We start from the raw sequence: 21,477 nt of genomic DNA, 5'->3' as shown, positions 1-21,477 counted from the left end.
TCAGATCCGCCTTAAGCGTATGACTTCTACCGGGATATCCATGCGCTCCCGGCGGTGGTGGGCAAACGTCCGCTTGAGCGGAAACGCGCACCGGATCACCTCCTCAACCGTCGCCCGGCCCTCGGTATAGGCGGCGACAAACGGGGCCGAACCCTCGTTGAAGATGCCGTAGACCACCACCGCGAGTTCAAGCGAGAGGTCGATGAACGGCCGGTCGGCGTGCGCCCTCTGCGCTCCGAACGGCGGGTTCATCACGACGGTGTCGCAGGAAAGCCGCCGCCGATCGAGGTCGGGGTTTCGGACGTCGGCGACGAGAAATTCCACCGAAACGCCGAACTCCCCGGCGTTCCGCCGGGCCACATTTATCGCGGCCGGATCGATATCAAGCCCGATCACGGCGGCTGCGTCGAGGAGGGCCGCGCCCAGGGCAAGGATTCCGGTCCCGCACCCGAGGTCGCAGACCCGACGCCCCGTGATCGCCCCCTGCATGGCGGCATGGTGGAGGAGGCGGGCGGCCACCGGTGCCGGGGTCTGATACTGTTCGAGGCGCGTCGTCGGCCGCTCAAAGCCCTCCAGATGCTCAAGCCGCATCTCAAGTTGCCGGAGGTTCATGGTGCGAGGTACTCGTCGATTGTATAGTCGTCCCAGGCCCGGACCCCGCAGAGGATCTCGAACTCCGGCGGCGTCAGCACCGGGACCGGGAACCGGGCCTGGTCGTCGTAGGCGAGCCGGGGGCAGGCGGTGTTCACGTAAGCCGCAAACCCGAGGTCGAGCATCTCTCCGGGCGAGACCTCGCGCATCGCGACGATCACGGCCCGGTCGGAGAGGGCGACGAGCCGCCGGGCAAGACTCATCCGCTGCTGACCGCTCTTGGTGCTGACGATGATTCCGAAACTTGCGGCATCACGGGCTTTCTCCATAACCGCGGCACGGCGACGGACCAGGCGGGAAGCGTCCACCTCCTGCGCCTCGCGGGTGTAAGGGTCGAGCGCCACCACCCGCGCCCGGGTGGCGAGCCGGATCCCGAGGGGATGGAAGACCCCGGTCCCGACGAAGAGGATCTCGCCGGCCCCCGTCGCCCGTGCAGCGGCGAAGTTGCACCCGAGGACCTGTCCGGGGAGCGGCGTGCGCCCGTCGCCGGGGGCGACGACCGCTTCGACGCCGTGCTCACAGAGATATGCCGCCATCGCACCGATCAGGTGGGCGTGCTGGACCGTGGTGACGAGGCCGATGCGGCGGGAACGGAGGAGGGGGAGGGCCGTTTTGAGCACATCCACGTCAAAATCAAAGCGGACGGGTTCGTAGAGGACGTCCGGCCGCTCCTCGACCGGCGCATGGCCGAAATGGACCAGAACGTCGGCGTGGGCGAGGGCGTCGAGCGCAAGGTCGCAGGCGCCGTAGCAGGGATCGCCGCTGACGATCACCCAAAAGCCCGCACCGCGGAGTGCGGCGGCTACCTGCGGCGCCTGTCGCGCGAGTCCGGCGGGGAACTGGAGAGCAACGCTCCGCGCTCCACGCTCATGGAGCCGCTCAATAAGGTCGGAGACAGGTATCAACGACACGCACCTGCGTCTCGGAGACCTCAACCCGGACCAGGGTCTTGAGCGGCCGGCCAACATCCTCGTCGCCCCGGCCGATGACCACGCAGATATCGGCGATCTCGGCGCCGGTATGCTCGATCGCACCGATAAGAGCGCGGAGCGTGCCTCCGGTGCTGCAGACGTCGTCAACGATCACGACCCGGTCGCCCGCACCGACACCGTTCAGGTAAAGTTCTCCTTTCGAGTAGCCTGTGGTCTGGTGCACCGCGACCTCGCCGGGGAGACAATAGGGGCGCTTTCTCACGACAACCAGCGGGATGTCGGTCATCAGCGAGAGGACGACGCCGATGTGGATGCCCATCGCCTCGCAGACGACGATCTTGTCGACCCGCGAGAGGTCGAGGCACCGCACCATGGCGCACCCGATCTCGCGGAGAAGCCCGGGCTCAAGGAGCGGCACCCCGTCCGTGATCGGATGGATGAAGTAGTTGTACTCGCCCCGTTTCATAACCGGAGCGGTTTCCAGAGAATGGATCAGCCGTTCAAGCATTCAGGTTCCCCATATCTTCAAGGAATTTTTCGACCACGTCGCGTGTGACGTGGGGCATGCAGACGATCCGCATATGGCCGTTCCGGGTCCTCGATACCCGCCATCCGGCAGGCGCACGCTCACAGGAGAACGTCGCCACGTTGACGTCCGGGGTCACCGCTCTCGGGCAGCCGAGCGTCTCCATCCCCTCGATCAGCCTTCGAGCGTTCTCCATGCATCCGGCGACCACCGCTCGCATGCCGTCCATCCCCAGGTATTCAAGAACCGCGAAGGCGGCGGCCACCGGGGCCCCGGGTCGGGTGCCGGCGAGGGTGCACTCCCGCTTCACCGTCAGGTAGGGCGTATCGACGTTGAGGCACGCGAAGGAGTCCGGGTCACGGACGAGGAGACATCCGGCCGGGATGGTGCTCATCCCCATCTTGTGAGGGTCGACGGAGATGGAGTCGACGCCGGAGAGCCGGAAGTCGAACGGGACCGGGCGGTCGAGAAACGGGACGACCATGCCGCCGAAGGCGGCGTCGACGTGGAGGAAGACGTCCCGGTCGAGCGCCACGTCGGAGAGAGCGGCGACGGGGTCGACCATGCCGTACTCCGTCGTCCCGACGATACCGACAAGAGCGACCGTATTTTGGTCGATAAGGTCGTCAAGCCCCTCCATGTCCATCCGGAACCGGGCATCGAGCGGTGCCGTCCGGATCTCAAGCCCCAGGATATCGCCGGCCTTCTGGAACGAAAAATGGCTCGATGCCGGGACCACGACGTTCGGGAACTTCACCGGTTTTTGCTTCTTTGCAATCCGAAGCGCCTGGATATTGGACTCCGTCCCGCCGGAGGTCGCATAGCCTCCCGCGCCGGGGTGGTGCATCAGCGCACCGAGCCGTCGGACGAGGAGTTCCTCAAGCGCGGCCGTCCCGGGGAAAAGCCCCGGGTCGCCGAGGTTGGTCTCGAGGAACAAAGCATGCGCCCGCGCCGCGACCGGATGGGGCGGCGTGCACATCGAGCTTAAGATATGCCGGTACCCGAGGTCCTCCCGTCGTTTTGACGAGAGGAAGGAGAAAAGGTCTTCCTCAGGGCAGCCAACCTCACGCATGTCTTCTCGCCGCATCAAGGAGGATCTGCCGCTCTTTTCGTGCTACAGCCTCACGGATGCGCGGAACCGCATCGATGTTTGCGGAGACGCTGGTGATGCCGTGTTCGACAAGCCAGGCTGCCATACGGGGATCGGAGCCGGCCTGGCCGCAGATGGAGCACTCGACGCCGTGCTCCCGACAGGCCCGGATCGAGTGGTCGATCAGCCGGAGCACGGCGGGGTGCTCCGGCTCGTACATATCGGCGACGTTCTCGTTGTTCCGGTCGATGGCGAGCGTGTACTGGACGAGGTCGTTTGTTCCGAACGAGGCGAACCGGATCCCGGCCTTGATGAAGTCTTCGATCAGGATGGCGCTGCTCGGGATCTCGACCATAATGCCGAGAGTCACGTTCTCCACGTCGACACCCCACTCCTTCATCATCGTCCGGGCCTGGACGAATTCATCGGGGTGGTTGACGAGCGGGAACATCACGCCGAGATTGCTGTATCCCGCGGCCCAGAGCCTCTTAAAGGCCTCTATCTGCATACGGAACTGTTCAGGGCTCCGGAGGTCACGGCGGATGCCGCGCCAGCCGAGCATCGGGTTGTGCTCGATCGGCTCGTCCTGGCCGCCCTCCATATTCCGGAACTCGTCGGTTGGGGCGTCCAGGGTCCGGACCCAGACGGGCTTTCCCGGGAAGGCGTCGAGCACCGTCTTGATGCCGTTGTAGAGTTCACCGATGAACTCTTCCTCCGCGCCGTGCTCGATGTACCAGCCGGGGGTTTTGGAGAGGCCGAGGATCAGGTGCTCGATCCGGAGGAGACCAACACCGTCCGCGCCGGTTGCGGCGGCACGCTGTGCGGCTTCAGGCAGGGAGACGTTCACCTTGACGAGCGTGCCGGTGATGACCGGAGCGGACGCCGACGCAATCGCCACGGATGCCGGTGCCGCCGTCGCCGACGACGCAACCGCTCCTTCGTAGATAAGACCTTTTTCGCCGTCGACGGTGATGATCTGTCCGTCTTTGAGCAGCGTCGTTGCTTTCTTGCTCCCGACAACCGCCGGTGTCCCGAGCTCCCGGCTTACGATGGCCGCATGACAGGTCATGCCGCCTTCGTCGGTGACGATGGCGCTGACCCGCCGCATCGCCGGAACCATATCGGGGTTAGTCATTCGGGTGACCAGGATATCGCCGTCTTTGACGGAACTCGTGTCCTTGACGTCCCGCACGATCACGACGCGGCCGCTCGCGACGCCGGGAGAAGCGCCCTGGCCCTCCAGCAGCACCACACCGAGCGTACCTTTCGGCTGTCCGGCACGTTCGGCTTCGGCACCGGGGATCTCCGGCCGCCGGATCGTCGTAATGGGCCGGGACTGGAGGATGAAGACGCCGTCGCCGACGATTGCCCACTCGATGTCCTGCGGGACGCCGTAGTGGTCTTCGGCGATCTTGCCGAGCGTGGCAAGGCGCGCCACTTCCTCATCGGAAAGGACCGGGGCGGTGCGCCGCTCGGCGGAGAGGTTGACGGTCTTCGTCCCATGCTGGCCCTCCGGGACGATCATGATCTCCTTCTCGGCGATCAGGCGGTCGACCACCCGCCCGGAGCGCAGGTCATAGACATAGTTGTCAGGGGAGACACTTCCTGAGACGACGGCTTCGCCAAGGCCCCATGAGCCCTCGATGATCATCAGAGGTTCCCCGGTGACGGGGTGGGAGGTGAACATGACACCGGACTTCTCCGAACGGATGAGTTCCTGCACGACGACGGCGATGTTGACACTCCGGTCGTCGAAGCCCTGCTTCGCTCGATAATAAATGGCCCGTGCACCATACAGCGAGGCCCAGCATCTCTGGACCGCATCGAGAAGGTCTTCTTCGCCGAGGATATTAAGATAGGTCTCCTGCTGTCCGGCGAAACTGGCATCGGGAAGGTCTTCGGCAGTGGCGCTCGAACGGACGGCGACGACCGTTCCGTTCGCTCCCATCCGGGTGTATGCATCAGTGATCTCCTCTCTAATCTGATCGGGGATGCCGACACTCATGACGAGGTCCTGCACGTCCCTGGAGACCGACTCCAGCGCTCCGTTGTCGTCGACGTCGAGACGCTCCAGCTTGCGGAAGAGAGAATCTTCGATCCCGGTTTCTATAAGAAACCTGCGGAACGCCTGAGCGGTCACCACAAATGCTTTCGGCACGGGGAGACCGATCGAGGTCATCTCCCCAAGAGAAGCCCCTTTTCCACCGACAGAAGGGATATCTTCCTTTTTTATTTCTTCGAGCCACAAAACGTTGGGCATTTCCTTCATGCTCGCACCACACATATACTTCTCACCATTACTTAAAAGATTTCGGAGGAAAAAGCATCAATACATATGATGTCGAAGTAGATATGGGTTGAACTGTGAAATATAGAGTGCTGGTCAGCGACCCGCTGGCAGAGGAAGGGCTTGACATCCTGAAGGAATTCGGCGATGTGGACGTCAATACCGGGCTAACCGAGGATCAACTCGTTGCTGTTATCGGGGACTACGATGCCCTGCTGGTGCGCTCGGGCACCGAGGTTACGGCACGCGTCATCGACGCGGGAACGAAACTCAAGTTCATCGGCCGTGCGGGAGCCGGGGTCGACAATATCGATACCGAGGCGGCGACACGCCGGGGCATCGTCGTCGCGAACGCCCCCGAAGGAAATACCCTGGCGGCTACGGAGCACACGATGGCAATGATGCTCGCACTCGCGCGCAATATCCCCCAGGCGACCGCATCGCTCAAGAAAGGCGAATGGAAGCGCTCCAAATTCATGGGTGTCGAGTTGAACGATAAAACGCTCGGCATCGTGGGATTCGGGCGTATCGGGCGCGAGGTCGCAAAGCGCGCCCAGGCGATGGCGATGAAGTGCATCGCCTACGATCCGTTCATCAGCAAGGAGAAGGCTGCAAGCCTCGGCGTGGAGATGGTGCCGCTTGAGGAGCTCTTCCGGAGGGCAGACGTCATCACGGTCCACACGCCGCTGATCAAGGAAACCCGCCACGTCATCAACGAGAAGACCATCGCCACGATGAAGGACGGCGTCCGGCTGATTAACTGTGCACGCGGCGGGATCATCGACGAGAAAGCCCTCGTTGACGGGATTACCAGCGGTAAGGTCGCCGGTGCGGCGCTGGATGTCTTCGAGACCGAGCCGCCGACGGGCTCTCCGCTCCTCGCCCTCGATAAGGTAATCGTGACGCCGCACCTCGGGGCAAGCACGGTCGAGGCACAGAAGAACGTCGCTATCTCGGTGGCGAACCAGTGCATCAGCGTTCTATCGGGCGGCGCTGCGAAGTACGTGGTGAACGCACCGATGATCCCTGCGGAACAGCAGGCGGTGGTCGAGCCCTACGCGGCCCTCGCAAAGAAGATGGGCAGCCTTCTCATCCAGCTTGTCGAGGGGAGGCTCGAATCTATCGCGATCACCTACGGAGGCGAGGCCGCGGGGCTGCCGAACACGAAGTTCATCACCCGCGTCATCTTAAAGGGCCTGCTCGACCCGGTCCTGCAGGTGCCGGTCAATATCGTGAATGCGGAGTTCGTGGCAAAGGAGCGCGGCATCCGGCTGAGCGAGACGACGACCGAAGAGGCGCAGGGCTTCCGGAACATCATCAGCATCACCGCGAAGACGGATATGATGACGGAGTCGGTGAGCGGCAGCGTCTCCGGCCCGAACCGGGCCCGGATCGTGAGCATCGGCGGTTATATGACCGACCTGACCCCGACCGGCCATGTGGTCATCTCCCGCCATACCGACAAGCCGGGCGTCATCGGCAAGGCCGCCACGATCCTCGGCCGGGCGAACGTGAACATCGCGGGAATGCAGGTGGGGCGCCATAAACCCGGCGAAGAGGCGCTGATGGTCCTCACCGTCGACTCCGCGGTGCCTGCCGATGCAATGGAAGAGATCAAGCGAATCGACGGCATCCACACGGCAAAGCACGCCGAGATCTGATCGGTCCCGGCCGTCACCTCCTTTTATCTCCGCGGGGCTCTCGGGGCAGAGCGGGAAGACCCCCTGCGCAAGTTGGGGGATGGGAGCGGCGCCCCTTCGTCCGTTCACTTTCACCCCGCGCACGGCTCTTCTTTATGACAAAGAACCGGATATCCTTCATGAGAGAACCTGCAGGAGAGTTTCCGATGCACATTGCCACAAAGATCAAGATTCCGGTCACACCCGTTCAGGCCGACGTGCTCTGCCATCTCTCCGAGAAGTGCCGGTTGCTCTACAACTTTGCTCTTGCCGAGCGGAACCAGAACTATCAGGAGAACAGGGATCGACCCGATACACAGTCAGTATATCGGGTATGTTCAGCAGGCCAACGCTCTTCCGGAATTGAAGAAGAGATTCCCCCGAGTATCGGTGGGTCTACTCCCGGACTCTAACCGCTCCACCCAGAACGCGGGCCACCTCTCAAGGTTCATCGGATTGTTAACCTACAAGGCAACTCTTGCAGGTAAGAGAGTAATAAAAATCGATGAACGGGACACGACGAGGATCTGCTGCGTCTGCGAAGCGGTTCACGATATGCCGCTCGGGAAACGAGTTATGGACTGTGATTGCGGGAACTAGCATCGACCGAGACCGGAACAGCGCGGTCAACATCAGGGTACGGTTCCTATCACAAAATGCCCTGTGGACGGGCTATCGGCAGTTCGCCGGTAATCTGCGACAAACAGGTCCGAAGATCCCTATGATCCAAGGATACTCGCAGGAAGCCCCACCCGTAAGGGTGGGGTAGTTCATAAGCACGTACCGGCCTCCGCCCGGCGGGGCCGACACGGAACGGTTCCCGGGACGAGAATTGTTTTTATACCCGGAGCACCAACATTATTGGGCAGGCACGGGCTCGTGGTCTAGCTGGTTATGACGTCGCCTTGACATGGCGGAGGTCCTGAGTTCGAATCTCAGCGAGCCCATTGCTGATTTTGAAATAAGCGATATTTAGGTCTCCGTTTTCAGGAGAGAGATCCTTTTAAAGTGCCGATAGATGGAACAATTCCAGTTTGCATGTGGATATGGAGTCAGGCATATTAAAATACTTGTTCTGAGTCTGGGTAGATTTTTTCAGATTTTGGACCTGCTGTCCACGTGCATTTTCTCACATTTTCAACACATTTAACGCCGCCTATCTGGCGTCCAAGGAGGATGTGGATAACAGCCGTCAAACGCTCACGACGGAGGCGGCAGAGCCAGCGGGTCATTGTTATACTTCGGCTCGCACAACTGTACGGGCAACCGGGGAAGTAACCAAAGGTCATTGCAACATGTTGCAATTTATTCTCGTGGATTCCGGCTCCGAACCACCGCTCGACCCGATCGGCATCGACATACAGAACAACACTGACCTGCACGAGGGTCACGTTTTCCCAAGGATGATTCTCTGATTTTAAGGACAAGAGCAGAAAAGGTAAAAAAAACCTGCAGGCTTTATCCCCTGCCATAATTGCTCGATGTTCATTGACATCCGCCCGATAACAGATCGAAACATGTATATGACCGTTCATAGAACTGTAGCACAATGAAGAACGCCTCGTGAGCGACAATGACCAATGCAGTGCGGGAGATCCACTTCCCTAAAACACATCATTTCTGGATGGACGCCGGCCTTATAGGATTTTATGAACTCGCCGAGCAGGAACACCCAGAACAGTGGGATGTTTCGATCTACCTCAACGATACAGGCGTCACCCTCAAGGGCGCCGAAGACAACCTGCAAGCACTTCTCGAACATGTCTACAAAGTCCTCCTCGATCGATACTACAATACATCCTCCGAACAGCAGCGCGCAGACAATGCAGGATTTTACTACGATACCGCACAGGACACCTTTGTCCGTTTCCCAAAGGTAAAAACCCGGGGCATCGCGGCGTTTATCTTCGACAAGGCTCCCCGACCTACGAAGGATGCAGTCCGGTATGCAGGCAAGGGTATCCTCCCTCCTGAATATGCAGACCTGCAGGAGCGGTTCGACGCTTTTTTGCAGGAAAACAACCTCAAAGTCGGTGAGGTGAAAAACCTTCTCATCGACGGCCCGAATGCGCACCAGCCACAGGTGCTGGTGCTCCAGAAGAAGATCCTATCGCCCAAAAAAAAGGCAACATCAGAGGGCAGCTGTTTCATCTGTGGTCATGAAGCTCATGCCCTCACCGATATCGGAAGTACGGTCTTCCCATTGATCACCGGGAAAGACGGCATACTCTCCTTCAACTCAACCTGCGGGAACCCGACAAAGGTATGCTGGAAATGTGATTACATCGGTAAATTCGTACCCATCAGTGGGTTTTACGCCACCAGCGACGGCACCTGCCACATGTACTTCCCCTACTCCCCAAGCCTTGTGAAGATGCATGAGGTCTTTCGTCCTCTCGAAGCGATCAAGGCGCCCGACCCGAACTATTTCAGGAACTTCAATCAGGACCTCGGTGGGTACTTCCAGAAACCGTATGAGATGTTTCTATCGTTCCTCTACTCCGTGTATCGGCGGGCGCTCAGCAGCAAGGACCCGGCGGAGCAGGGAGACGAAGACCCAGGGTTTAACTTTACTAAATTCTACCAGATCACGACCGCATGTGCCCCTCTAGAGTATGTCGTGATGTATACGGAGCCGCTCGGCAAGACCCAGATGGCAAAGATGGTCTGGCCGTTCAAGCGTTCGGTCTACATTTTCCGGCTCTTGGACCGTCTCGAACGACAGGGGCTCCAGATCCGGGAAGTTATGCGCGAGCTCGTCGATTTTGAACAGGATAAGAACAAGTACAAAACCCTCATGCGGAACCGAGTCTGTGAGCGGATCCTCAATCAACAGAGTATTGTCGATCTCGTCGATCAGCACGTATTTCATGTGAACAAATCCAAAATGCAGTATATCAAGTCTCTGCACGATTTCACCATCGCGTATGAGAAAATTCTCAACCAGGAGAGAAGACCCATGCACCAGAAATTGATAGATGCAGCAGTAAGCCTAGGGAAGACCATCGGTATGAGTGTCGCCCCCAGCGGCAAGAAAGGAAAAGGCGATCTCTTCCGCCTTCGGAAAGCACGAAAAGTGGAAGATTTCCTCAACGAGGTAAACAGGATCCAGATTAAGTACGGAGCGCTGGTTACCTCCGACCTCTACAACAAGGGTGAAGCGTTCGGGGAAAATTTTGCCGAATTCAAGCAGTTCTGCATGATCGCGGCGTTAAATACCTTCAACGGGAAGAACCGAGAACCCGAGAACGGAGGGGCCCCAGATCAGAGCAACAGGTGAAACAGCATGAGTTCAAAAGCAGATTTTGCAAAAGCGAAGGCGCTGACGGTCACATATCTCACTCCCGTATCGTTTGCGTCGTTAAACGGATCGGATAAAGAAGCAGACAACATCTCCAGCATCAAGAAGATCTCGGCAGGTGTAGAGCAGTACCCGTACGTATCCGCCCAAGCGGTGCGCCGTGCGTTACGCAACCAGCTGGAAGTACTGGGCTGGACGCTTTCAGAGGGCGCAGTAGCGACTATCAAGAAGGGAGCCGCGACCACTAAACAGGAGCCGGAGAAATACATCGATGATGACCTCTTCGGGTTTATGGGAACAGAGTCCGGTGAGGGTGCAGGGCCAGGATCTGCACACAAGCGGACCTCAGTAGTCCGGGTCTCTCCGCTCGTCGCGCTGAACCCCTACCAGGGCGATCTCGACTTCGGTACCAATTATATGGGAGTCGGAGCTGGCGGTAACCCGAACATATTCGAGACCGAAGTCCACGCCGGCCTCTACCGTGGGACCATTCTCATCGAGCTCGACCGCGTCGGGTGCGGTGATGGGTTTGCAAAACCCCTCGATAACAATGAGAAAGCCAAGCGTGTGAAAGCGTTGCTTGCCGCCGTGAAGAACCTCTGGGCATCCGGACGGCAGAGCAGGTTCCTCGCCGATATCTCGCCGAAGTTTATGGCAGGAGCGTTGCTGGTGGTGAAGAACCCCATATTCCTCGAGAGCGTTCTGGTCGACGGTGCAGACCTCAACACTAAAACGCTCATCGAGACGCTGAAAGACTACGAGAGTGAAACGCTCGCCACAGTAATTGGGGCGAGAAGCGGGTTCTTCACCGGCATACCGGAGAATACCGTTTCGATCGGTGAGGCGTTCAACACAATGGCCGGGTGGGTGGACCAGTATTACGAGATAAAGGATAACTGATGTTTGCCTTTTCCGTCACCGGGAGGGCCATAACGGCATCGTTCCGTGTGCCCGAGACGCATACCTTTCACCAGACGCTCCCCCTCCCCCCGCGGCCCACGATCATCGGCATGATGGGCGCCGCGCTTGGCCTCGACCTGAAGAGCGCTCACCGGTTCGCGGACGAACACGAGATTGCTGTGAGTGTCTGCGGCGATCACCAGGGTACGATGCGGGACCTCTGGAACTATCGAAAGGTGACCATTAAGGATTATGACCCGGAGAAGATCCGGAAACGACTCCACTATAGTATCCTTATTCGGGAGTATCTCTACGACTGCTCCTTCACGTTCTTCTTCGGTTCGCCATCCCGGGAAGCGCTTGAAGAGGTGCGGAATGCTCTGCGATCTCCCGTGTATGCACTGACCGCCGGGAACAGTGACGATCTGATCAAAATAACAGCCGTTTCCGGGGTTGTCGAGGCCGAAACAGCGGCTCTGACGGAATTCGAACATACAATCCTCCCGGGGGACGTCTCGACCCGGTGCACCCCGACCATTGACTTCACAACCCTCCCCATAACCACGACCATCGTATCCCCGCAGGTCTTCCTGCTTCCGACTCGATTCGCGTTTGAGGGGGACAGACGCGTCGTCCTCGAACGACAGCCATTCACGTTTGTAAGGTCTCCGGTGAGGCTCAGCGAACCAATGGACGGGTATATCATCGACAATCATCGGGTTATTTTTCAATGAATCAGACAATGTGGGCCAAGCGTGACCAGACCTATGCGGAGCACGTGCTGGCAGCCTACGCAGCGTGGCAGGCGACGGTCAAAGCCAAACGACCGCTCATACAGAGGCTTGGCAAGCGGTGGGGGTTTGAGGAGGAACGATTCCTGCAACGGTCGCTCTTCACCGTCATCCTCCACGACATCGGGAAGAATATTCTGCCGTTTCAGCGAATGATGCAGATGCTCCGAGCCGGACGACGACCGACATGGAGTGAGAACTACCGGCACGAGCTCGTCTCCTACTCAGTTATGCTCCGGGGTAGTGTGGCACTCGACCGTCAGGAAGGCCCGCTTCTAGATGTGGCGATGCCTCTTGATGCCCTTGCAGTCCTCGGCCACCACAAACGGCTGAATCCTGACCTGCAGTCGTTTGAGCGGGAACTAACACTCCCGCCCCCGCAACTCTGCGAGCAGGGAATGCAGGACGCCCTCGATCTCGCGGCGACCCTCTTTGAGCAGGAGGGATATCGATTTCCATCACTTACACTCAAGAACCTCAATCCCGCCAACGAGGTCAGGGAGTTGATCGGGCCTGAGGGTGTATTCTTCAAGTTTTACGAACAATTTGCCGACCCTGCCGCCCTTCGGGAGACATATGCGGTTCTGAAGGCGATCCTGCACTATGCAGACTGGTATGGCTCTGCAGGAAAACCGGTGAAGTACACCCTGCCGACCGGAAGCACAGAGCTTCGTTATAGAATTGCAGACCGGTGTCGTAAACGAAATATCTCCTTCGCTGGCCTGTTGCCGTTCCAGGAGACATGCGCCTCGACATCCGGGCACTGTATCGCGATCGCGCCAACCGGGAGCGGTAAGACAGAAGGGGCTCTACTATGGGCGCTCCACAATATTGCAGAGATGAGGAATGGAAAACTCCTCTACCTGCTCCCGACGATGGTAACAGCCAACAGCATCTACCGGCGCCTTGAGGAGTACTTTGGGAAGGGGAACGTCGGCGTCTCTCACTCGACAGCATCACTCCTCTTCCTGGATGAGGAAGATCTCCGCACTGCCCGGGACGCTCTTTTCGACCGGTCTTTCATTCTGCCGGCCACAGTGGCGACTGTTGACCAGCTCCTGACAGCGGGGTTCAACACCGGGAGGTGGACGCTGATTGAGGCAAATGCCGCAAACAGCGTGATTATCATCGACGAGATCCATGCGTATGACCCCTGGACGCTGGCACTCATTCTCCGGTCGGTCGAGCATTTTGCATGTCTGGGCGCCCGGTTCATGCTGATGAGCGCGACAATGCCCAGGAATCTTCTCAATCTCCTGCAAACGGCGCTCCCCGGGGCAACCGTGGTCAGGGACACGTCACTCCTTGACTCTGCTCGAAACACATTTGGGGTGGTCGATGCCGAGATCGAGGAGATGACCGACCAGATTCGGGAGGCTGTGTGCGACGGACGAAAGACCCTCGTGAGCGTGAACAGCGTGGGGAAATGCCAAGACCTAACACGGACATTTGCTGACCTGAACCCGATCTGCTACCACTCCAAGTTCACGCTCCAAGACAGGACTGAGAAGGAGAAAGCAATTGATGAGAAAGAAAAGGCAACCGATTCAGGTTCGTTCCTGATCGCCACTCAGGTTGTGGAGGTCTCCCTGGATATCAACTTTGATCTCATGTTCACCGAATGCGCCCCACCCGATGCGCTTGTGCAACGGGCGGGTCGGATTAATCGACGGAGAACAAAGGAAGACACTACCGTCACTATTTGCCGCCCCTCCGAGATATCCAGAAAGATCTATGAGTCAAACAGCACGGACCTCTTGGCCAGATCGTATGCAGCGTTCCAGGCAGGTCCTGCCCGTCCAACCGAGGCGGATCTGACAGCGATCGTGGAGCAGGTCTACACAGGCACCGAGATCGTGGAGGATCCGCGATTCCTAGAGGCATCGAAAGCATACGCACAATCACAGCGCCGGCTTCTCGGGGTCTACGATAACCCCATCCTCGATACAAACTACGAAGTCACCCGAAAGGTTGATTACCCACAGATCCCGGTCATCCCCCTCCAGTTCCAGGAGACCGTTCGGGATCTGCCGCCGATCCGACGCCAGTATTACGAGGTGAAGATGCCCCTCTGGTATGTGAAGAAGCACCGAGAGGTCCGCGGCGATGTAGTCTTCTGTGATATGGAGTATGACCCCGAACTTGGAGCACGGTTCACTGAACGACCTGAAGAGGCATACAGGATCATATGATGGACCTCGAAGTATTCACCCTGACGCTCTCCTCGGATCGGCCTATCGAGGGGACGGCTTCCCAACTCCGCGGGTTTTTCGCCACGAAGTTTACGGAGTATACACTCCTACACCAGCACGATGCGGGAACACTGGTCTATCGCTATCCACTGGTGCAGTACAAGGTGATTGAGGGGACGCCGACAGTTATCGGAATTAATGAGGGATCGGATGTGTTGAAGGAGATCTTCCATGCAGCACGGTCTATTCGCCTCGGGGACCGGGAGTTCCGTATCACCGAAACCGGGATAGACCTTCGCCGCGTGCCGTTCGGTCTGAGCGACTGGATCTCTTCCTACGACTTCGTCACTCCCTGGCTGGCGCTGAATCAGGAGAACTACTTCAGATATTACGGAATGAAGAACGATGCCGAGCGACGCGACCTCCTCCGCAAGACGCTTATCGGAAATCTCATCTCGATGTCCAAGTCCCTCACCTACGAAGTTCCCGGCCAGATCAAGTGTGATGTAGAGGTTTTACCTCGAAAACGGCGGCTGAAAAATGTGAACCTGATGGCGTTTTCCGGCAGGTTCCACGTCAACTTCCAGATCCCCGACCTCCTCGGTATCGGGAAGTCCGTATCCCGGGGTTTCGGGGCGGTTCGGCAGATCCAGCCGAGGGGCAGGTGAGCGCGGCATGCAACTCGTTATTAATTCCTACGGTTCCTACATTCGCAAGGAACACAATTGTTTCCTGATCAAAAACGCGGAGAAGACCTTCGAGATAGCGGCAGGGAAGGTTGAAAGTATTCTCATCTCCACTTCTGCAACCATCTCCACCGATGCAATTGAGTTCGCTGTCGCCAATAACATCGACATTGTCTTCCTGAACAAGTACGGCTTCCCCTATGGTCGGGTTTGGCACGCGAAACTCGGGAGTACAGCTCTTATCCGGCGGCGACAACTCGAAGCAGCCACATCTCTGGTGGGTTTTTCCCTCGTTAAGGGCTGGATTAGAGAGAAGATCCAACACCAGATCGCGTTTGTGAAGGATCTGAAGAAGAATCGTCCTGCACTTCGCGACGAGATGACCCAGCACATCGATGCGCTGACCGACCTGCGAGAGAAACTCGATGTTCTCCGCGGTTCCATCGAGAAAAACCGGGGTTCAATTATGGGGATCGAGGGAATGGCATCGGCGCACTACTTCGATGCACTGAGTATCGCCCTCCCGAAGCAGTGGCAATTCTCTGGACGGAGTCGAGACCCGGCGAAAGATGCGTTCAACTGTCTGCTCAACTACGGCTACGGCATTCTCTACTCGCGTGTCGAGAAAGGGTGCATTCTTGCCGGGTTGGACCCGTACGTGGGGTTTCTACATACGGATAATTATAATAAAAAGTCATTTGTCTTTGATTTCATTGAGATCTATCGTAACTACATCGACCGAGCAGTTATGGGCATCTTTGCGAAGAAACAAGTCCATGAGGGTCTTTTTGATCCGATCCCTGGCGGCTTATACCTGAACCAAGATGGGAAGGTGGTTCTGATCGCCGCCGTGAATGAAATGTTCGACCGTAATGTCCCCTACCGCGGTCGGAACGTCAAGATACAGAACATGATCCCAATGGAATGTCACCGGATTGCAAACAGCTTGATCAAGCCGGAGGCTGAGGCATGACGATGGTCTGGGTCATCTACGACATCGCGAACGACAAGGTCAGAAACAAGGTCGCCCGGGCGTGTCTAAACAAGGGGTTGTATCGGGTTCAAAAAAGCGCGTTTTTAGGGACACTAAACGCAAATAACCGCGATGCTCTGTCACTTGAGTGCGAAGCGCTGATCGATCTCAATGCAGATTCCGTCTACATCTTCCCGATGGATACAGCGTCATTTAAGCAGGTGAAACTGCTTGGACAGGCGTTTGATAAAAAACTCGTGAGCGATGAGGTGCTCACCAAGTTCTTCTGACCTATGGATGATAACGGCCCGATGATTACCATCTCCGATGTGCTGGAGTACCTCTTCTGTCCCCGGTTCATCTATTTCATGTACTGTCTGGACATTCCGCAACACCAGGAGTTGAAGTACAAGGTGATCCGTGGGAGAGAAGTTCACGCAGAAAAGCGGACAACAAACCCACATTATCTCCGGAAGAAACTCGGTGTGATCCGACGGGAGCACGAGGTCTTCCTAGCGTCACGAGATCTACGGGTCAAGGGGATCGTCGATGAGGTATGGTTCCTTGATGATGGAACGGCAGCACCATTCGAGTACAAGTTCGCTGAGTTCAAACATGGGGTCTTTAGCACCTATCGCTACCAACTAGTGCTCCATGCGCTCATGATACAGGAGTCGTTCGGGGTTGCCGCAACTCGTGGTTTCATCTGCTTTGTTCGGAGCAATGATCACGTTGAAGAGGTACGGTTTTCTGAGGAAGATTTCAAACAGGGCAGAAGAGTTATTCAGGACATCCTTGCTATTATCGAGACCGGGCATTACCCCAAACAGACCCGTACTGCGTCGCGATGTATAGACTGCTGTTACCGGAACATCTGTGTGTAGTTTCTTCCCTACATATGGGGAAGAATAATTTTGGATCAAGTACAACAGGTGTACAAAAGGTCAGCCTTCCTTTAGAGAAGGGGGGAAATACGTAAAAAAAAGCGGGCCTTTCAGACTGACATCCAAAAGAACAAGGATTGAAACTCTTGTTTAAGTGCTCTGCAAGTTGCGGCGCTGTGCTTTCAGACTGACATCCAAAAGAACAAGGATTGAAACATACCTTTGGCGATGCCCTCACCCTGCATCACGAGCTTTCAGACTGACATCCAAAAGAACAAGGATTGAAACCCGCATATCCGGCATTGATGCCTAGCCGATGGGGTAGCTTTCAGACTGACATCCAAAAGAACAAGGATTGAAACATGATTACGGGGCGACGTCAAGCACCCCCGACGCATCCTTTCAGACTGACATCCAAAAGAACAAGGATTGAAACATCCATGATAGAATCGCGCTGGAGGACTCCTCTGGCTTTCAGACTGACATCCAAAAGAACAAGGATTGAAACTTCAGGGCCGGGTCCGACTCGTAGTCCTCGTCGCTCTTTCAGACTGACATCCAAAAGAACAAGGATTGAAACCGACCGATCTCTCAGACGATACGACGCAGTGGCGGCTTTCAGACTGACATCCAAAAGAACAAGGATTGAAACACTATTAAATTAGACGGTTCTTAAATACACGCCACGCTTTCAGACTGACATCCAAAAGAACAAGGATTGAAACAAGAAGGCACTCGCCCCGAAGCAGCAGCGGATCCCGCTTTCAGACTGACATCCAAAAGAACAAGGATTGAAACAAATGGAGCCCATGGGGAGCGGGAAACTTCGGCTCCTTTCAGACTGACATCCAAAAGAACAAGGATTGAAACTCGATGTGGTAAAGGCTGGCGCTGCCGGGCTCCTGCTCGCTTTCAGACTGACATCCAAAAGAACAAGGATTGAAACTTGGAGATCTCGGGACAGTCGATCTCAAAGTGCGCCGTCTTTCAGACTGACATCCAAAAGAACAAGGATTGAAACAGGATGTTGACACGCTCCTCGCAAACCGGGAGGCGACCTTTCAGACTGACATCCAAAAGAACAAGGATTGAAACTCTGCTGCATGTACCCTTCCCGGGTTCCATTCGAGCTTTCAGACTGACATCCAAAAGAACAAGGATTGAAACCCTCAATTGGGATTAGGTTGAGTGTCGCCTTCCGGATCTTTCAGACTGACATCCAAAAGAACAAGGATTGAAACTCCGCGCCGACGAACCCATACTCCAGCCGCTTCGCCTGCTTTCAGACTGACATCCAAAAGAACAAGGATTGAAACCTCCGGTGAGTCGGGACTTCGCGACCAGGCGCACTTCTCTTTCAGACTGACATCCAAAAGAACAAGGATTGAAACATCACAGGCCATACGACCCTGAATGCGATGCAGTCCTTTCAGACTGACATCCAAAAGAACAAGGATTGAAACAGGTCAAGTTCCCGCCGATCCTCAAGCACGACCTCACTTTCAGACTGACATCCAAAAGAACAAGGATTGAAACCTGGACGCACAGGCATACCTGGCCGCCGCACCCTCGTCTTTCAGACTGACATCCAAAAGAACAAGGATTGAAACCAGCGGCACCTCGGACCGTCGCAGTAGAGGCCCCCCTGCTTTCAGACTGACATCCAAAAGAACAAGGATTGAAACCCGGCCTCGACGGGCTCGCGATCGCGATCACCTACCCTTTCAGACTGACATCCAAAAGAACAAGGATTGAAACCTCATCGTGCCGCCGTCGCTCAAGATCACGGCGATGCTTTCAGACTGACATCCAAAAGAACAAGGATTGAAACCAAACGACGCGGACACCCCCACCAATGAGGCGTAATCTCTTTCAGACTGACATCCAAAAGAACAAGGATTGAAACATAGGTCTTCGCGAGTTGCATCAAGAGCAGGAACTCGCTTTCAGACTGACATCCAAAAGAACAAGGATTGAAACACTTCGACTTCGCAGCAGGGGCTCTCGCCGTCGCACTTTCAGACTGACATCCAAAAGAACAAGGATTGAAACGCAGATGCAGCCGGGGCTGAATACCCTGACCTACGCGCTTTCAGACTGACATCCAAAAGAACAAGGATTGAAACTGGGCCGCTCGGCCGGTGTCCGTCGTTCGATAGCGTACTTTCAGACTGACATCCAAAAGAACAAGGATTGAAACATCTTGCACCACATCTCGTAGGATGCAGGGTATTCACTTTCAGACTGACATCCAAAAGAACAAGGATTGAAACCCTCATTAACGGATAGAACATCTTTCGGGTGTACTGGCTTTCAGACTGACATCCAAAAGAACAAGGATTGAAACTCATTGACGTACTTGACGTATTCCGCCCAGTTCGCCTTTCAGACTGACATCCAAAAGAACAAGGATTGAAACAGAGAGCACGCTTCTCCCACTCTTCCGGGCTTTTCGCTTTCAGACTGACATCCAAAAGAACAAGGATTGAAACTGATTCTCCACGCTTCTGAGAAAAACGCCGTGTAAACTTTCAGACTGACATCCAAAAGAACAAGGATTGAAACTGGATGATACGAATAGTAATACAGTCGTCTCATGGTCTTTCAGACTGACATCCAAAAGAACAAGGATTGAAACCTTCGTAGTCGGCTTTAAGCCCTTTTAACCTGTCGCTTTCAGACTGACATCCAAAAGAACAAGGATTGAAACAGAAGGATCTGAACGCCGGGCACTTCACTACCCTGCTTTCAGACTGACATCCAAAAGAACAAGGATTGAAACATATCGAGTGAAGTTACGTCGTATCCTTGGTAACAGGCTTTCAGACTGACATCCAAAAGAACAAGGATTGAAACCCATTCTTCCCCCGTCCCCACAGGATGAACATGACTTTCAGACTGACATCCAAAAGAACAAGGATTGAAACCCGGCAAGTTCCTCGATTGGCTACCGGGCGCCCGGCTTTCAGACTGACATCCAAAAGAACAAGGATTGAAACAGTATGTGCGCCCGGAGGTGTCGGAATGATCGACACTTTCAGACTGACATCCAAAAGAACAAGGATTGAAACATGTCTACTACCTCCTCGTGGTGATGGAGCACCCCACTTTCAGACTGACATCCAAAAGAACAAGGATTGAAACCCGACCATGCAGATTGCGTCGGACCGGCGGAGGAGCTTTCAGACTGACATCCAAAAGAACAAGGATTGAAACTTGAACTGCAAGAACGGGACGCTTGAGTTGGATACGCTTTCAGACTGACATCCAAAAGAACAAGGATTGAAACCTGCCGTTCACCGTGACGATCCCTGAGGATAGGCGCTTTCAGACTGACATCCAAAAGAACAAGGATTGAAACCTGGCAATCACGATGGCCGCCGGCTGCACGTCGACATCTTTCAGACTGACATCCAAAAGAACAAGGATTGAAACCGTACTGCTTGTGGTAGACGCAGACCGACGGGGAGGCTTTCAGACTGACATCCAAAAGAACAAGGATTGAAACAGGATATCCTCGTCGCGATAGTCCGAGGTGTTCCACGCTTTCAGACTGACATCCAAAAGAACAAGGATTGAAACCGCATCGCATTTCTTGCGCATTCTTTGCACCATCCCGCTTTCAGACTGACATCCAAAAGAACAAGGATTGAAACATGGTCTGCAGCGCGACGGGCATCAACGAACCCTACCCTTTCAGACTGACATCCAAAAGAACAAGGATTGAAACCCGTTCTCGTCATACTCGACGTGGTATGTCCGGGCCTTTCAGACTGACATCCAAAAGAACAAGGATTGAAACTGGCCTACGCCTTGCGCGCAGGACGCGTCGAATTCCTTTCAGACTGACATCCAAAAGAACAAGGATTGAAACACCTCAAAAACCCCCGGGCGATCGCCGCCATCAAAGCTTTCAGACTGACATCCAAAAGAACAAGGATTGAAACCGGAGGGCCATAGGTTTTACTATGACTCCCTGCCCGCTTTCAGACTGACATCCAAAAGAACAAGGATTGAAACCCCAGCTCGGCAACTCTCTCTGGGGCTCCGGTCTGCTTTCAGACTGACATCCAAAAGAACAAGGATTGAAACTCCCGGCTCCCGACGTAAATACCTCATCGGAGGAGCTTTCAGACTGACATCCAAAAGAACAAGGATTGAAACAGTCGGGAGGGGGGAGCCCCCAGGATCCGGCAGATCCTTTCAGACTGACATCCAAAAGAACAAGGATTGAAACAAGGAACTTATCCTCGAAGCCCAGGACGCCACTGCCTTTCAGACTGACATCCAAAAGAACAAGGATTGAAACTCAAGAGCCGGCCGAAAAATACCGCCCGCTCGTATCGGCTTTCAGACTGACATCCAAAAGAACAAGGATTGAAACCGATAATACACGATCGGCCACTCCTGCACGGTCGGGCTTTCAGACTGACATCCAAAAGAACAAGGATTGAAACTATGGAACGGGGATCAACATAGGGCATCACGGCATTCTTTCAGACTGACATCCAAAAGAACAAGGATTGAAACTGGAGGGCGTCCCTGGCTACCCCGACGGGCTGATTCTTTCAGACTGACATCCAAA

General features: G+C 55.8%; 16 protein-coding genes, 1 tRNA gene and 1 CRISPR repeat array. Of the genes, 12 read left to right on the top strand and 5 right to left on the bottom strand.

Translation table 11 applies throughout. The features are described 5' to 3' along the window. Genes BRA42_RS09760 through ppsA form a run of 5 tightly spaced genes read right to left on the bottom strand, consistent with a single transcriptional unit; the run spans position 1 to position 5,468 of the window. Positions 1 to 612 (bottom strand): METTL5 family protein, encoded by a 612-nt coding sequence (locus BRA42_RS09760; RefSeq protein ID WP_292407626.1) that lies wholly within the window; start codon positions 610 to 612, stop codon positions 1 to 3. Beyond that, positions 609 to 1,556 carry a diphthamide biosynthesis enzyme Dph2 gene (gene dph2 / locus BRA42_RS09755; protein WP_394339250.1) on the bottom strand — a complete coding sequence of 316 codons (948 nt, stop codon included), beginning with the start codon at positions 1,554 to 1,556 and terminating at the stop codon, positions 609 to 611. The genes BRA42_RS09760 and dph2 overlap by 4 nt, the downstream gene beginning before the upstream one ends. Continuing rightward, a complete protein-coding gene (gene hpt / locus BRA42_RS09750; protein WP_342770511.1) occupies positions 1,531 to 2,091 on the bottom strand; it encodes a hypoxanthine/guanine phosphoribosyltransferase in 561 nt (186 codons plus the stop codon). The genes dph2 and hpt overlap by 26 nt, the downstream gene beginning before the upstream one ends. Then, a complete protein-coding gene (gene mfnA / locus BRA42_RS09745) occupies positions 2,084 to 3,181 on the bottom strand; it encodes a tyrosine decarboxylase MfnA (RefSeq protein WP_342771342.1) in 1,098 nt (365 codons plus the stop codon). The genes hpt and mfnA overlap by 8 nt, the downstream gene beginning before the upstream one ends. Beyond that, positions 3,174 to 5,468 carry a phosphoenolpyruvate synthase gene (ppsA, locus tag BRA42_RS09740; RefSeq protein WP_292407613.1) on the bottom strand — a complete coding sequence of 765 codons (2,295 nt, stop codon included), beginning with the start codon at positions 5,466 to 5,468 and terminating at the stop codon, positions 3,174 to 3,176. The genes mfnA and ppsA overlap by 8 nt, the downstream gene beginning before the upstream one ends. A gap of 95 nt (positions 5,469 to 5,563) precedes the next feature. Between ppsA and serA the strand changes: the two genes are divergently transcribed. The 12 genes from serA (at position 5,564) to cas4 (ending at position 16,892) form a co-directional block, all read left to right on the top strand. Beyond that, entirely contained in the window at positions 5,564 to 7,147 is a 1,584-nt protein-coding gene (serA, locus tag BRA42_RS09735; RefSeq protein ID WP_342770509.1) for a phosphoglycerate dehydrogenase, read from the top strand. Between the two features lie 134 nt (positions 7,148 to 7,281). Further along, positions 7,282 to 7,578, top strand: coding sequence for a helix-turn-helix domain-containing protein (locus tag BRA42_RS14565; RefSeq protein WP_394339247.1), 297 nt, complete (start codon positions 7,282 to 7,284; stop codon positions 7,576 to 7,578). Continuing rightward, positions 7,556 to 7,765, top strand: coding sequence for a zinc ribbon domain-containing protein (locus tag BRA42_RS14560; protein ID WP_394339246.1), 210 nt, complete (start codon positions 7,556 to 7,558; stop codon positions 7,763 to 7,765). Before BRA42_RS14565 ends, BRA42_RS14560 begins: the two co-directional genes overlap by 23 nt. Positions 7,766 to 8,038: 273 nt before the next feature. Further along, positions 8,039 to 8,112: transfer RNA gene (locus tag BRA42_RS09730), tRNA-Val, on the top strand. Between the two features lie 626 nt (positions 8,113 to 8,738). Next, complete coding sequence (locus BRA42_RS09725; RefSeq protein ID WP_342770779.1) at positions 8,739 to 10,445, top strand: hypothetical protein; 1,707 nt, start codon at positions 8,739 to 8,741, stop codon at positions 10,443 to 10,445. A 6-nt stretch (positions 10,446 to 10,451) separates the two neighbouring features. Then, complete coding sequence (gene cas7i / locus BRA42_RS09720; RefSeq protein WP_342770780.1) at positions 10,452 to 11,366, top strand: type I-B CRISPR-associated protein Cas7/Cst2/DevR; 915 nt, start codon at positions 10,452 to 10,454, stop codon at positions 11,364 to 11,366. Then, a complete protein-coding gene (cas5, locus tag BRA42_RS09715; protein ID WP_342770781.1) occupies positions 11,366 to 12,100 on the top strand; it encodes a CRISPR-associated protein Cas5 in 735 nt (244 codons plus the stop codon). Before cas7i ends, cas5 begins: the two co-directional genes overlap by 1 nt. Beyond that, positions 12,097 to 14,349: a CRISPR-associated helicase Cas3' gene (gene cas3 / locus BRA42_RS09710; RefSeq protein WP_342771341.1), complete on the top strand. Its 2,253-nt coding sequence runs from the start codon at positions 12,097 to 12,099 to the stop codon at positions 14,347 to 14,349. Before cas5 ends, cas3 begins: the two co-directional genes overlap by 4 nt. Further along, a complete protein-coding gene (locus tag BRA42_RS09705; RefSeq protein WP_342770782.1) occupies positions 14,346 to 15,017 on the top strand; it encodes a CRISPR-associated endonuclease Cas6 in 672 nt (223 codons plus the stop codon). The genes cas3 and BRA42_RS09705 overlap by 4 nt, the downstream gene beginning before the upstream one ends. 7 nt (positions 15,018 to 15,024) lie before the next feature. Continuing rightward, the gene (gene cas1, locus BRA42_RS09700) at positions 15,025 to 16,008 is read left to right on the top strand and encodes a CRISPR-associated endonuclease Cas1 (protein ID WP_342770783.1); all 984 of its coding nucleotides are present in this window, start codon (positions 15,025 to 15,027) and stop codon (positions 16,006 to 16,008) included. Then, the gene (cas2, locus tag BRA42_RS09695; protein WP_342770784.1) at positions 16,005 to 16,298 is read left to right on the top strand and encodes a CRISPR-associated endonuclease Cas2; all 294 of its coding nucleotides are present in this window, start codon (positions 16,005 to 16,007) and stop codon (positions 16,296 to 16,298) included. Before cas1 ends, cas2 begins: the two co-directional genes overlap by 4 nt. Before the next feature lie 3 nt (positions 16,299 to 16,301). After that, the gene (gene cas4 / locus BRA42_RS09690; RefSeq protein ID WP_342770785.1) at positions 16,302 to 16,892 is read left to right on the top strand and encodes a CRISPR-associated protein Cas4; all 591 of its coding nucleotides are present in this window, start codon (positions 16,302 to 16,304) and stop codon (positions 16,890 to 16,892) included. A 107-nt stretch (positions 16,893 to 16,999) separates the two neighbouring features. Beyond that, positions 17,000 to 21,422: a CRISPR direct-repeat array (repeat unit 37 nt; unit sequence CTTTCAGACTGACATCCAAAAGAACAAGGATTGAAAC). Positions 21,423 to 21,477: the final 55 nt, after the last annotated feature.

The organism is Methanoculleus sp. UBA374, assembly GCA_002508705.1.
Lineage (GTDB): Archaea > Halobacteriota > Methanomicrobia > Methanomicrobiales > Methanoculleaceae > Methanoculleus > Methanoculleus palmolei.
The sequence above is the reverse complement of the archived record's forward strand: the minus strand, read 5'-3'. Positions and strand labels throughout refer to the sequence as shown.